Genomic DNA, 13,322 nt, shown 5'->3' on the forward strand with positions numbered 1-13,322 from the left:
GCGGCGCGGGCTTGCCAGCTACTACACGGCGCCGCAGCCGACCGCCAATGGCGAGGTGTTCGACACCACGGCGATGACCGCCGCGCACCGCACCCTGCCGTTCGGCACGCGCCTGCGCGTCACGCGGCTCGACACCGGCCGCTCGGTGCTGGTGCGCATCAACGACCGCGGACCCTATGTCGATGGCCGTGTCGTCGACCTGTCCTATGCCGCGGCGTCATTGCTGGACATGGTGGATGCGGGCCTGGCCGACGTGCGCCTCGACGTGGTGCGCTGGCCAAAGCCGCGGCCGCGCAAGCTGCCGCTGCAGCAGGCCGCGCCCGCCAATGCGCGGCTGCTGCTGCGCCCGCCGCCGCGGCTGACGCTGCTCGATCAGACGATCAGGCGCAGGCCAGCCGCCGACAGCGTATACGATCGGTTAGCGGCCGCGGTCGTCTTGAACTCATCAGTTGGCTCCGACGCAAGGTAACCCCGTTCTCGAGTCGTCGCCCTGCATTCTAATGACTGGCGTGAACGCTGGTTAAGACTGCGAGCATTTTCATTCCAGTCTCGAATGAGCGTCCGGAGCGGCAGATACCCATCGGATCATCGCGCCGACGGCGTCGTTTGCTGCACGAGAGCCGGCGCGGCAACTCATTGATTTTGAGAGACGATCGACACCGCCTGCTGTTAGTCCCAGCGATCGCGACAGGCGGCCGAACAGGCGCCCCACAGCGCATTCCTAACGGCGGCGCGACGATGATCATCCGCCAAATGGAGGTTGCGGTGTCATGCAACCTGTCCCTAATACGATGCCTGTCTGACTCATGTAGTCGACATGGCCATCCAATCAGAAGAAAACGGAAAATTTGAAATGACCGTTCGCTGGTGTGCGCTGCTTCTCGGAATCTGCTCCATCCTGCCCACGTCCTCGGCCTTTGCAATCTCTCCCGATGTCGTTCGCGATCTTGCATCGCGCGTCGGCCCGGTCGTCGGCCAGGCCGCGACCTGCCGCGAGATCGCGCAGGGGCGTGTGCAGACCATCATCGATCAGTTCAGCGAGGTGATCCGCCAAGCCTCGTCGAGCAATACGGAACGCGACGGACTCGTCCGCAGCTTCAACAGCTACATTGCCGAGGGTCGCGGCCGGGTCGCATCTTCGCTGGTGAACTGCCAGGCGGCGGAGCGCCAATTGGTGGATCTCGAGCGTGCGCTCCAGCAGCAGTCCGCCGCGCCGACATTGTCGCTGGCAATGGGGCCGCCGACCGCCGCGGCTGCGACGCAGCCGACCGCCAACCTGCCGCCGCCGCTCCCGCGTGGCGTCAGCGACACCGAGATCCGTTTCGGCACCGTCATCCCGTTCTCCGGCGTGCGCAAGGAGCCGGCGCGGCAGATGAAGCTCGGCATCGAAACCGCGTTCGCCCGCGCCAATGATGCCGGCGGGATCAATGGCCGAAAGCTGCGACTGATCGCGGCCGACGACGCCTACGATCCGACCAAGACGATCGCCGCGATGACGCAGCTCTATGAGAAGGAGCAGGTGTTCGGCTTCATCGGCAACATGGGCACCGCCAACAATGCGCTGGCGATCCCGTATGCGCTGGAGCGGCGCGCGCTGTTCTTCGCGCCCTATAGCGGCTCCGCCATCGTCCGCCGCGATCCGCCCGACCGCTACGTCTTCAACTACCGTGCGAGCTACGCGGAGGAGACCGCCGCGATCGTGAACTATCTGATGAAGGTCAAGCGCATCCCGGCGAAGCAGATCGCGGTGTTCGCGCAGAACGATGCCTACGGCGACGACGGCGCCAACGGCGTCGCCAAGGCCTTCCGCGCGCACGGCATCACCGATCCGGTCATCCGCTACGGATTTCCGCGCGGCACGCTCGACGTGGACGAGGCCGTCGGCAAGCTCAAGGCGCAGACCAAGCCGCCGATTAAGGCCGTCATCATGATCGCGACGGATCGCGCAGCCGCGAAATTCATCGAGAAGACCCACGACGCGGTTCCGGGATTGATCTATGCCAACATCTCGGCCGTCGGCTCCACGTCGCTGGCCGCCGAGCTGAAGCTCCTGGGCGCGAAGTATACCAATGGCGTCATCGTGACCCAGGGTGTTCCCTCGGTCGCCGGCTATTCGAGCCTCGTGCTCGACTACAAGACGGCGCTGGATAAATACTTCCCGGGCGAGGCGCCGGACTACACCTCGCTGGAAGGCTTCATCTCGGCAAGCATCCTGATCCAGGCGCTGAAGCAGACGACGCCGCTCGACACCGAGCGGCTGGTCGACACGCTTGAGTCGATGCAGAGCATCGATCTCGGCCTCGGCAGCAAGCTCTCCTTCGGACGCGCCGAGCACCAGGCCTCGCACAAGATCTGGGGCACGGCGCTCGACGAGACCGGCACCTACCAGGCGATCGAGCTGGAGTAGGGTGATCCGCTGGCGTGGCGGGCCAGGTCAGTTCGCCCGCCGCGCCAGCAGCAGCACACCGCCGAGCCCGCACATCACCGCGCCCGAAGCCTGCCGCATCCGCGTCACGACACTCGGGCGTGTGACGAGACCATGCCGCGCCTTGGCGGCCCAGAACGTCACGACCAGATCGACCGTGGTGTTCAGCGTGACCGAGATCAGCCCGAGTACGACGAACTGTATCGCGACCTGGCCGGCGGGATCGATGAATTGCGGGATGAAGGCGAGGAAGAACGCCGCCGTCTTCGGATTGAGCGCTTCGACAAGGATGCCCTCGCGGAACGCGCGCGGGCTGCCGGTCGTGGTCACCTCCGCAGGCTCAGCGACCCGCGCCTCGCGCCAGGTCTTCACGCCGAGCCAGATCAAGTAGCCTGCGCCCGCGACCTTCAGCACGGTGAACGCCTCGGCGCTCGCCATCACCAGCGCCGACAGCCCGACGGCGCCGGCGACCACGTGAACGAGGCCGCCGAGGCCGAGACCGATGCTGGACGCCAGCCCTTCACGGCGCCCGCCCGCCAGCGTCCGTGCGACGATGTAGAAGATGCCCGGGCCCGGCGTCAGTGCGACGACCAGAGCGGCCGAGAGGAACAGAACAAGCGTGTGAAGGTCGGGCATGGCGTGATCAATCCGCGGGACGACACGCGACGGTACCGCAACGCTCGGAACGCCGCAAATCGGCCTGCGCCGTCCGCATCGCCGCGGCTGGCCGGTCCGCCGATCGGTGTGATACGACACCCCGATGATGGCGTCGCATATCCCTGCATGTTGAAGATCTCAGCGGAAGACCCGGCGTCCGCGGAGGCCGAAGCCTTGATCGCGGAGCTGTCCGCGGCGCTTTCTCACATCACCGGCGACAGCGGCCGGTCGTCCTTCGACCCCGATGACGTGCGCGGGCCGCGGGCCTGCTTCGTGATCGCCCGCGATGCAGCCGGGCAGGCGGTCGGCTGCGGCGCGCTGCGCCCGTTGGAGCACGGGATCGCCGAGATCAAGCGCATGTATGCACGCCCGGGCACGCGAAGGGTCGGCGCCGCGATCCTCGGCCATCTGGAAAAATCGGCCGCAGAGTTCGGCTACGACGCGGTCCGGCTGGAGACACGGCTCGTCAATGCGCGTGCCCTGGGGTTCTACGAGCGCCACCTCTACCGCCGCATCCCGAACTACGGCAGATATGTCGGCCGGCCCGAGGCGGTCTGCTTCGAGAAACGGCTGGCCCGCCCAGCCTAGCAGCTCTTCTGCCGCAGATGCTGGATGCAGGTGCAGTTCGCCGACGCCGGCCATTTGACGTCGTAATAGGGGGGATTGCTCTGCGTCGCCGGGCTGTTGGTCGAGCAGCGCGGAAACAGATAGTAGCTGTCGGAAATCGTCACCGGGCCGGTCACGCCCGATCCGAGATTGGGCTTATAGGTATACGAGACCTCGCCCAGGATGAGCGAGATGTTGGCGTTGACGGGGTTGGTGCTGGTGAACGCCGACAGCGTCATCCTCTGGCCGACGGCCCTTGCGGCGCCGGTTTTGGTCGATGTGCTCCATTGCACCGTCGCGTTGCCGTTGGCGTCGGTCGAGACTTCGGAGACCGTCACCGTCATCAGCGAGTTGCCGCCGGCCTCGGTCACCGCATAGGGGGCCATGATCGAGGTCGAAGCCAGCAGGATGTTCTGCATCTGCGCCGCGGTGATCTGGGTGTTCTGCGCCACCATGTCGGCGACGCTGTGCGAGGTCTCGCTGACCTTGACGCCGATGGCGAGCCCGTTGCCGAGCTCGACCCCGCCCAGCAACAGCGTCAGCATGAACGGCAGCACGATGGCGAACTCGGTGGCGGCCACGGCATCGTCATCGGCGTACAGCGTGCGCGCGCGGGATGTCAGACTGGCGAGCATGTTCGGTCCTCTCACAGCGACGGCTCATTCTGGAAGGCGGCGGTGCCCATGATCAGGCGGTTGCCGGTCGAGATGTTCGACAAATTGAAGCCGAGCGGGCCGAGCATCACCGGCCAGACATACATCACCCTGAGAACGACGATGTCGCCGGCGCCGCCCGGATTGTAGCTCCAGTTATTGGTAACCTGGCCCTGGCTGTTGAAGGTCAGCGACGGCATGCCCGTATTCGCCGAGGACCATCCATTGGCCACCTGGAGATCGACCATCAGCCCGCCGCAGTTGAAGAAGATGCGAATCTTCTTGCAGACCTCCTGCTTGAAGGCGTCCTGGCTCAGATTCTGGGTCTGCACCTGCCCGGTCATCACGAGACGCGCCGATTGCTGCACGACGGCTTCGAGCAACTGCTGGGCGAAGAAGACCAGGAAGGTCTGAATCAGCGCGACGACCAGGGCGAGGAAGGGCGCGGCCACGAGCCCGAACTCGACCGCCGTCGCGCCTCGACTGTCCCTGACGAAGGCGGCGCAACTGACGTCGCGACCTGTCTCCGATGCTGCTGCGGGCGTTGTCATGGCGTGACCCTACTGCACGAGGCTCGCGGTGCTCGATGCGACCTTGAGGAAGAGATTGGTCAATGCGGTCGAGATGTCGCCGCCGGTCTGCACGTTCGCGAACAGGCCGGGTGAGGCGCAGGACTGCAGCCGCTGCGCGATCGCGCCGGTCGACGAGGATGGATTGTTGAACTGCGCGATACGGCTGTTGTACCAGCTGTCGCTCAGCTGCAGATACTCGGTGTAGAGGATCGCGATGCGGATGCCCCGGTTCTTGATGGTGTCACAGGCCGCGGTGTTGAGCGGCTGCTGGCAGCGCACCTGCGTTCCCGCCGAGGGGAGCGGATAGGTCGCGTTCGGGTCGCAGGTCGCGGTCTTGGCGATCAGCTTGTCCTCGACGCCATCGGTCACCAGGAACACCACTTCCTGCGGCGTGTCGCCGGACTGATTGGTCCCGGAGCCCGGGGCGGGCATGATGGCGTTGAGGCTCGTGAGCGCGCCGGAGATGTCGGTCCCGAAGTCGGTGTTGCAGATCGCGGTCGTGACGCAGTTCTGATGGTCGACCGTCATCAGCTGGATATTCGAGATCTTGGTGCCGGCAGCCGACGGCGAGGTCAGCGTCTGGATCGTGTTCAGATTGTAGTCGAAGGTGTAGATGCCGGCCTTGTAGGTGGTGCTGTTGATGGCCGACATGCACTGCATGACTCCGCCGGAGACGCCCGATTGCAGACAAGACCAGGGGCCGATCAGCAGCTGCTTGACCGCGTTGACGACGAGGTCGATCCGCAGCGTGATGTTGTTCGCCCGCGCGACGCTGAGATTGTCCTTGGTCGACGAATTGGCTCCGCTGTCGAGTTGCGGGTTCGTTTCATGGCAGGCGAAAGCGCAGCTCTTCGATCCCCCTGGCTGCTTGGCGGTGGCCGTGATCAGCGCGTTGATGTCGTTCTGGGTGGCGGCAATGGCCATCGACGGCGAGTCGTCCAGCAGCAGATAGAAGTTCATGTTGGGCGCGCTGGACGCCTCGGCGGTCGCCGAGCCCTGCACCTTCCACGACGGCGCGCCGAGCACGGAGGGGAAATTGTTGATCGATTGCGCCACGTAGGACACCTTGATGGTGCGCTTCAGCCCGGAGTCCGTGACGGTGATGTCGGGAGTGGGCACCGCGGTCAGGCCCGGCATGTTGGCCTTGGCCGCGAACACAGCCGCCGCGGTGGCTTTCACGGTGTTGGCGTCGGTCACCGTCAGCATCGCCGGCCTGACGGCGGCGATCGCCGCGGCATCGGCGGCGGCGTCGAGCTGTCCCTGCTTGCGCAACGCCTGCGTATAGTCGAGCGCCATGCCCGCCAGGTAGATCGTCGGCACCAGGGTCAGCGCGAAGATGATCGCGACGTTGGCTCTGCGATCCCGTGCGAAGCGAAGCACCAGGCCCTGCAGCATGACCCCTCACACTCGTTTGACAGATATTGGCCATCTCGGCGTTCCCGGGCGTCAGTCACCACTGTCGATCCGGACAGCAGGCCGTTACCGCGTCGCCGATTGTTTCCCGTAGTTTCCACGATAGAGGGTATCGGGTTAAGCAATGATTACTGTATCATGATAAGGTGCAGCCTAAGCGTGCATGAAGATAGGACACTGCGGCGGCGGATGAGCTGTGTGCGATGGGCGCCCGATCGCTCGCGTTTGAATCGAATGAGTTTGGATCGCCGCGAATGCCCGCTGGCCTAAACTGACCCCCAACGCAGAGGGCAACATTGTTGCTGCAGCGTTCCGCTGTCGTCTCGCGCCAGCAAAGCAATAAGAATAAGCGTGTGGGCGCAGCACCGAACCCGGAATCGACAATGACGGAAAGATGTCGCGAAGAGCTGCTGTGAGCGACCATCCTGCTTCAAACGACATCCTGTGGTTAGGGGTCCCGGCGTTCGCCGGGACGACATCGGAGGTGGTGGACATTGTCGGGAGCTTATCGCCGATGTGGACGCAGCGATCCTTGTAAGCTTCCATCGCGCGACATGCACAGCCGTCGTCCCGGCGAACGCCGGGACCCATACCGCGTGATCTCTCGAGGGACACAGATGCTCATTGATCGACGATCGTTGAATTCCGATGATGGGTCGCCGTTCCTGATGAACCGTGACCTGAAATGTGCCGAGCTTGCGCGTGATGAGCCCGGGATGAGAACCGACCATGTCTAACGCGCGAGGCGTTCCTGACCGCTACCTCCCGCCGGGAACGGACGTCCGCTACGATGGCCGTCAGGACGGCGGGCCTGAATACGGCGTCGTCGTTCACTGCTGGTTTGAGCCGGAGATCGGCGGTTACGATTGTTATGTTGCCTTTTTCGGGTCTGAGCGACCGCCCGGGAAACCTGACAGCAAGCCTTACATCCTGCATTACGCCGCGACGTCGTTGACGGCCGTGTAGGTCGTTGTCGCGCCACTCTGCCCGACGGGCAATCGCCGCATCCCTCTCATGCGCAAACTGCCCGTCGTGTTAGTTTGCCGCAATCAATCCACTTGTCTTGTCGGGCAAATCACCCTCACATTTCCGGCCATCCCGCCTCGATGAAGAGGGACGGTTCGCGGTCGTCACGAGACGTGAGGCGGGGAGGCGGTGGCTGCATCGTGTCGCAACGGGCTCACAGCGCGTGGACGAACGGCATGGTGCAGGCGGTCAAGTCGCGTGGTCTCGACACCCCGACGCTGGTGTCAAGCGCAAGGCGCTCGAAGCGCATTGTCGTCATGGTGGCCAACAAGCCCGGTGCACCAGGGAGAGCGCGAAGCAGCCGAAAAGCCCACCGCGCAGGGAATGCCGGATGACCGGCTGAACCTGTGGTACCTGCCGCCTGCATTCTTGTTCGCAGGCGGGCCATGGGTTGCGGCCAGCACCCGGCATTCCCTGCGCCCTCTTCGGATGAGAGAGGGCCGAGCGAACCGGAATAACTCGGGCGCATGAGCCGCGAGATCGCGGAGGTGTGTCCTGACCCCGAAGTGCCAGCAGCGGGCTTCGTCACCGGGCGCCATGCTCCGCGTATACCGTTGTCGCGTTGCGGCACACTCTCACCGCACGTCATTCCGGGGCGCGCGTAGCGCGAGCCCGGAATCCATACTCCCAAAGGGCGCCAGTGAAGGAGGGTCCGTGCGTCAGCAACCTCGGTCTCTCCAAATGTGGTCGTGGTTATGGATTCCGGGCTCGCGCTGCGCGCGCCCCGGAATGACGAGAGGAGAGAGATGTGGCCTCTTGTGCTCGGTCACGGCGCTGTCTGCGCCTCGATCTTGAACTGCGCCAGCGCGCTCGGCGGGTCGATGGCGATGAGCTGGGCGAGCTGCATGGCGGGCACCTTGGCGCGGGGAGAGAGCTTCAGCGTGAAGGTCTGGCGTGGCCTCTCGATGAACCGGCTGAGCGCGTCAACTGCGCTTGCCGCGTCGACGTTGTCGGCGGCGACCTGGGCGCCGATGGCCTTGATGCTGTCGATCAGCGCCTTGCGCGCGGCGTCGCGGGGGATGGCGTGACCGCGCGCATAGTTGGCGACGAGCACGTCGACGACGCCGAGATCGCGGAGGGTCAGGGCGACGCCGCTCGCCTCGATCTTCGCTGCGGCGGTCGTCGCCTGCTGCAGGTCGATCGTGAACACCTCGCGCGGCACCTGCGACAGCGACACGTTCGCGGAGGCCGCGACGAGATTGCTGACCTCGAGTTTGAACGGCTCCAGCGCGAACGTACCGGCGCTCTCGGTCCAGCCGAGGCCGAGATCGGCATCGACAGCGGCGGTGTCGATGCCGGCGACCAGAAGCGGCAGCAGCGCCGGATTGGCTGTGTCGAGCGGTCCGGCCATCTTGGCGGCCAAGCGCGCCTTGGTTGGAATCGGTCCGACGAACTGGCCCCAGTCGAGGCTGATGTTGTCGATCCGCACCGGCTTGTCGCCAGCCTTGTAGGGCGCCGTCAGACCCTTCAACTCGACGCCGTCGAGCAGCTTCAACAGCACGACGGCGTCCGCGGGAGCCGGTTTGGCGTCCTGCGCTGCGTATTTCGCGGCGAAGCGCAGCAGGCTCGCAACGTCGAATCCCTTCAGCGCGAAGCGCCCGAGCTTGACCGGACCGTTGGGCGAGTTGCCGTCGAAGCCTTCGACCGCGATGTCGCCCTTGCCGTCGCGCAGATCGACGCGGATCGCCGCCAGCTTGAGCGGCCCCTGCGGCGTCTCGATCGCCATGCCGCGCATCTCGGCATTCCTGATGCCGAGGCCCTCATAGAGGCCGGCGACCCTCTCCATGATCTCGCGCGCCTGCTCGGGCGTGGGCTGCGCGGCGGTGGACGCGGGCAGGGCGGCAATCAGAGCGGGGAGTTGCAGCCGCGATGGCCGCACGCTGAATTCGTCGAGCGAGATGCCGTCCATGCGCATCCGTACACCCGCATCCGAGCTGACCTCGTAGGCGCCCGTCGTCACCCGGCCATAGATCCGGCGGGAGCTATCGTCCTTGGCCGCCTCCGGATCGAGGACGGCCAGAAATGCGCCGGCATCGATGTCGCGGTGAACGATGTCGGCGATGCGGCCCTGCATCTTCTCGATCTTTCCGCTCTGTCCCGCGCTGGCCGCGAACTTGTTGGCCGGCTGCTGCATGCTCATCGTGAACGCCACCTCGTCGAGTCTGTAGCTGGCGATGCGGCCATCCTTGATGTTCTCGACGGTGAAGCCGGAATAGGTGAATTCCGCCGGACCAGCGGCAGGTCCGCCTTCCATGGTGCCTGTCGCGCGCGGAATGGTCAGCGCGCTCGCGTTGATCGCGACGAATTGCTGGATCAGCGCGCGGTAGCTCTCGAGCAGGCCGCTGCCGGTCGGGATGGTGGCGAAGCGAGCCGGACCGGCGTAATCCTTCACCACGATCTGGGGCAGCTTGTAGCTCACCCGCAGCGCCGCAGGGCCGGGGATCTGACCGGCGATCGCAACGTCGCTCACCTCGATGCTGGAAGCCGCGACGTGCCCGTTGTCGGGCTGGCTCAGCCCGTTCGCCGTGATGGTGCCGAAGCTGATGCTGGCCGGCGGCTGGGCGGCCGACTCGATCTTGACATCGGCGATTGTCAATTTGCGCGACCACAGGTCGAAGGCGACCTTGCCGTGGCTCGCGCTGGCGCCATTCTGCCTGATCTGGGCGAAGCTCGCCTCGACCTCGCGCTCGGCGCGGGCCTGTGCATACCAGGGGACGCCGACAAAGCCGCCGACGCCAAGGGTTACCGCCACGAGGATTCCGATCACGACGCGTTTCATTCGATTTGCTCCGCCCAGATACTCCGCCCAAATATCCGCCTAAGGCTTGGGCAGCAGCAGGGTGATGGTCTCAGGGGAATCGATGGAGTAGGGATGTGCTTCTGCGAAAAGGAAAATTGCTGGTCCGGGATGCCGACGGACATGGTTTCGGATGTTGCATGAAAGCCGCCCAGCGTGCATCACATGCGCTTCCACCGGCCGGAAAAACCGACGTCTGACCGAGACTCAAGAGACCAAAAATCCGGGTCGGAAACGCTGGAGCACGTATGTCGTCGTCCTATTCTGAAGATCTTCGTTCCGCAGCCCTGGCCTATCACCGCCTGCCGCGGCCCGGCAAGCTGGAGATCCAGGCTTCCAAGCCGCTCGCCAACCAGCGCGACCTCGCGCTTGCCTATTCCCCGGGCGTGGCCGCTGCGTGCACCGAGATCGCGAACAACCCCGCCGAGGCAGCGTCGCTGACCGCGCGCGCCAATCTGGTGGCCGTCGTCTCCAACGGCACCGCCGTGCTCGGGCTCGGCAATATCGGCCCGCTGGCCTCCAAGCCGGTCATGGAAGGCAAGGCGGTCCTGTTCAAGAAATTCGCCGGCATCGACGTCTTCGATATCGAGATCAACGCCGAGACGATCGACCGCGTGGTCGAGACGGTGGCGGCGCTGGAGCCGACCTTCGGCGGCATCAACCTCGAGGACATCAAGGGACCGGAGTGCTTCGAGATCGAGGCGCGGCTCAAGGAGCGGATGAAGATCCCGGTCTTCCATGACGACCAGCACGGCACCGCGATCATCGTCGGCGCGGCGATCAAGAACGCGCTGTCGCTGGCCGGCAAGCAGCTCTCCGAGGTCAAGATCGTGACGTCGGGCGCAGGCGCCGCCGCGATCGCCTGCCTCAATTTGTTGGTTTCGATGGGCGCGCAGCGCAAGAACATCTGGGTCTGCGACATCGACGGCGTCGTGCATGAGGGCCGTAACACGCTGATGGATCCGTGGAAGGCGGTCTATGCGCAGAAGACCGACAAGCGGACGCTCGCCGAGGTGATCGGCGGCGCGGATATCTTCCTTGGCCTGTCCGCCGGCGGCGTGCTGAAGCAGGAACTGCTGAAGCAGATGGCCGAGAAGCCGCTGATCATGGCGCTCGCCAACCCCAATCCGGAGATCATGCCGGAGGAGGCGCGCGCGGCGCGGCCCGACGCGATGATCTGCACCGGACGTTCGGACTTCCCGAATCAAGTCAACAACGTTCTCTGCTTCCCGTTCATCTTCCGCGGCGCGCTCGATGTCGGCGCCACTGCGATCAACGAGGCGATGAAGCAGGCCGCGGTGGATGCGATCGCGCAGCTCGCCCAGGACCCGCCGTCGGATGCTGTGAGCCGCGGCTTCGACACCGGCGAGACGCAGGGGTTCGGCCCGGGCTCGCTGATCCCGTCGCCATTTGATCCGCGCCTGATCCTGCGCATCGCGCCGGCGGTGGCGAAGGCCGCGATGGAGTCCGGCGTCGCCACCCGGCCGATCACCAATTTCGACGAATACACCGCGCTGCTCGAACGCTTCGCGTTCCGCTCCGGCCTCGTGATGAAGCCGGTGTTTGCGAAAGCGAAGGCGCAGCCGGTGCGCGTGATCTACGCCGAGGGCGAGGACGAGCGTGTGCTGCGCGCGACTCAAGTCGTGCTGGAGGAGAAGCTGGCGCGGCCGATCCTGGTCGGACGCCCGAGCGTGGTCGAGGCGCGCATCAAGCGTTTCGGCCTGTCGATCAAGGCCGGGCGTGATTTCGATCTCGTCAATCCGGAAGACGATCCGCGCTACCGCTCCTATGTGCAGAGCTACATCGAGATCGCCGGCCGCCGCGGCGTGACGCCGGATGCGGCGCGCACGGTGGTGCGCACCAATGCCACGGTCATCGCAGCGCTCGCGGTGGTCCGGGGCGAGGCGGATGCGATGATCTGCGGCGTCGAGGGCCGCTACATGAGCCATCTGCGTCATGTCCGCGAGATCATCGGCTTCATGCCGGGGGTCAGCGACTACGCGGCGCTCGCCCTCACCATCACCAGCAAGGGCGCCTATTTCATCGGCGACACCCAGGTGCGGCCGAACCCGACCGCGGACGAGCTCGCCGAGATGGCCTCGCTGGCGGCAAATCACGTCACGCGCTTCAACATCAAGCCGAAGATCGCTTTCGTCTCGCACTCCGATTTCGGCAGCTACGACACCGAGTCCTCGCGCAAGATGCGCCAGGCGACCGCGCTGTTGAAGCAGCACCGGCCGGACCTCGAGGCCGACGGCGAGATGCAGGGCGACACCGCGCTGTCGGCGACCGCCCGCAAGGCGATCCTGCCGCATTCGGATCTCGACGGCTCGGCCAACGTGCTGATCATGCCGAACCTCGACGCTGCCAACGTCGCCTATCAGATGATCAAGGTGCTGGCGGATGCGGTTCCCGTCGGTCCGATCCTGATCGGCCCGGCGCGGCCGGCGCATATCCTGACGCCGTCGGTGACGGCGCGTGGCATTCTCAACATGACGGCGGTGGCCGCCGTCGAGGCGCAGGAGCGGGCGGGGAGGGCGCAGCCGACGCTGTTTGCGTGATCGACCTGACGTGATCGAAGTGTGGCGGAATTCGTCCGGTTTCGGTCGCATTCCGCCCGCCTTTATTGTTGAAAAGCGTTCGCGATGTCACACATCCCGCCGGCCTGCCGGCACCATGTCATTTGAAGTCGATCCACGAGGGCGAGAATGCCGGGTTTCATTACGTTCGGGCGCGTTCTGTTCGCGGTGATCTTCATCTACTCCGGCGCGACCAAGCTGCTCGGCATCGCGCCGACCGCCGATCTCATCGCCACCAAGGTGACGATCCCCGCGCTGCTCGCGCCCTATGCGGCGCAGCTCGAGGCGGCGACCAAGATGCAGATGCCGCAGATCCTCGCGATCGCCGCCGGCGGCTTCGAGATACTCGCGGGATTGATGATCGCGCTGAACTTTCTCGGCCGGTTCTTCTCTGCCCTGATGATCATCTTCGTCGGCGCGACGATCTACTACTTCCACGATTTCTGGAACCAGGCGCCGCCCGACAACGTCAAGGCGCTGATCGACGCGCTGAAGAACCTGTCGATCATCGGCGCGCTGTTCATGATCTTCGGCTACGGCAAGGGGCCGAAGGCGCCCGAGCAGCGCGCCTACGGCGACATCTAGCAGCCCGCT

Annotated in this window: 10 protein-coding genes; 5 read left to right on the plus strand and 5 right to left on the minus strand. The window is 65.2% G+C overall.

Annotated elements, in window-relative coordinates; genetic code table 11:
• On the plus strand, positions 1-469 hold a 469-nt coding region (locus tag BRAO375_RS15635; protein WP_139031390.1), incomplete at its 5' end, for a septal ring lytic transglycosylase RlpA family protein.
• A 384-nt stretch (positions 470-853) separates the two neighbouring features.
• Positions 854-2,407 (plus strand): ABC transporter substrate-binding protein, encoded by a 1,554-nt coding sequence (locus tag BRAO375_RS15640; protein ID WP_009028436.1) that lies wholly within the window; start codon positions 854-856, stop codon positions 2,405-2,407.
• 27 nt (positions 2,408-2,434) lie between these two features.
• Here the strand turns inward: BRAO375_RS15640 and BRAO375_RS15645 are convergent, their stop codons facing one another.
• Positions 2,435-3,061 (minus strand): LysE family translocator, encoded by a 627-nt coding sequence (locus BRAO375_RS15645; protein WP_009028437.1) that lies wholly within the window; start codon positions 3,059-3,061, stop codon positions 2,435-2,437.
• A 195-nt stretch (positions 3,062-3,256) separates the two neighbouring features.
• Here BRAO375_RS15645 and BRAO375_RS15650 point away from each other — a divergent pair, with 195 nt between their 5' ends.
• A complete protein-coding gene (locus BRAO375_RS15650; RefSeq protein WP_244423199.1) occupies positions 3,257-3,670 on the plus strand; it encodes a GNAT family N-acetyltransferase in 414 nt (137 codons plus the stop codon).
• On the opposite strand, the gene BRAO375_RS15655 is transcribed toward BRAO375_RS15650, so the two are convergent.
• From BRAO375_RS15655 to BRAO375_RS15675, 4 genes are all read right to left on the minus strand, one after another.
• Positions 3,667-4,323, minus strand: a complete 657-nt coding sequence (locus BRAO375_RS15655; RefSeq protein ID WP_009028439.1) for a TadE/TadG family type IV pilus assembly protein — start codon at positions 4,321-4,323, stop codon at positions 3,667-3,669. The two genes, BRAO375_RS15650 and BRAO375_RS15655, sit on opposite strands and share 4 nt — an antisense overlap.
• 11 nt (positions 4,324-4,334) lie before the next feature.
• The gene (locus BRAO375_RS15660; protein ID WP_009028440.1) at positions 4,335-4,892 is read right to left on the minus strand and encodes a TadE/TadG family type IV pilus assembly protein; all 558 of its coding nucleotides are present in this window, start codon (positions 4,890-4,892) and stop codon (positions 4,335-4,337) included.
• 9 nt (positions 4,893-4,901) lie between these two features.
• The gene (locus tag BRAO375_RS15665; protein ID WP_009028441.1) at positions 4,902-6,308 is read right to left on the minus strand and encodes a TadE/TadG family type IV pilus assembly protein; all 1,407 of its coding nucleotides are present in this window, start codon (positions 6,306-6,308) and stop codon (positions 4,902-4,904) included.
• A 1,810-nt stretch (positions 6,309-8,118) separates the two neighbouring features.
• Positions 8,119-10,131, minus strand: coding sequence for an aq_1923 C-terminal domain (locus tag BRAO375_RS15675; RefSeq protein ID WP_009028443.1), 2,013 nt, complete (start codon positions 10,129-10,131; stop codon positions 8,119-8,121).
• Between the two features lie 266 nt (positions 10,132-10,397).
• Between BRAO375_RS15675 and BRAO375_RS15680 the strand changes: the two genes are divergently transcribed.
• Positions 10,398-12,710 (plus strand): NADP-dependent malic enzyme, encoded by a 2,313-nt coding sequence (locus tag BRAO375_RS15680; protein ID WP_009028444.1) that lies wholly within the window; start codon positions 10,398-10,400, stop codon positions 12,708-12,710.
• A gap of 147 nt (positions 12,711-12,857) precedes the next feature.
• Positions 12,858-13,313 carry a DoxX family protein gene (locus BRAO375_RS15685; RefSeq protein ID WP_009028445.1) on the plus strand — a complete coding sequence of 152 codons (456 nt, stop codon included), beginning with the start codon at positions 12,858-12,860 and terminating at the stop codon, positions 13,311-13,313.
• Positions 13,314-13,322: the final 9 nt, after the last annotated feature.

The sequence above is a fragment of the Bradyrhizobium sp. ORS 375 genome, from assembly GCF_000239775.1.
Taxonomy (GTDB): domain Bacteria; phylum Pseudomonadota; class Alphaproteobacteria; order Rhizobiales; family Xanthobacteraceae; genus Bradyrhizobium.

Excerpts from the sequence above, each read along its gene's own strand:
- BRAO375_RS15640 (WP_009028436.1), top strand. The coding sequence starts at position 854 with ATGACCGTTCGCTGGTGTGCGCTGCTTCTCGGAATCTGCTCCATCCTG.
- BRAO375_RS15645 (WP_009028437.1), bottom strand. The coding sequence starts at position 3,061 with ATGCCCGACCTTCACACGCTTGTTCTGTTCCTCTCGGCCGCTCTGGTC.
- BRAO375_RS15655 (WP_009028439.1), bottom strand. The coding sequence starts at position 4,323 with ATGCTCGCCAGTCTGACATCCCGCGCGCGCACGCTGTACGCCGATGAC.
- BRAO375_RS15660 (WP_009028440.1), bottom strand. The coding sequence starts at position 4,892 with ATGACAACGCCCGCAGCAGCATCGGAGACAGGTCGCGACGTCAGTTGC.
- BRAO375_RS15665 (WP_009028441.1), bottom strand. The coding sequence starts at position 6,308 with ATGCTGCAGGGCCTGGTGCTTCGCTTCGCACGGGATCGCAGAGCCAAC.
- BRAO375_RS15675 (WP_009028443.1), bottom strand. The coding sequence starts at position 10,131 with ATGAAACGCGTCGTGATCGGAATCCTCGTGGCGGTAACCCTTGGCGTC.
- BRAO375_RS15680 (WP_009028444.1), top strand. The coding sequence starts at position 10,398 with ATGTCGTCGTCCTATTCTGAAGATCTTCGTTCCGCAGCCCTGGCCTAT.
- BRAO375_RS15685 (WP_009028445.1), top strand. The coding sequence starts at position 12,858 with ATGCCGGGTTTCATTACGTTCGGGCGCGTTCTGTTCGCGGTGATCTTC.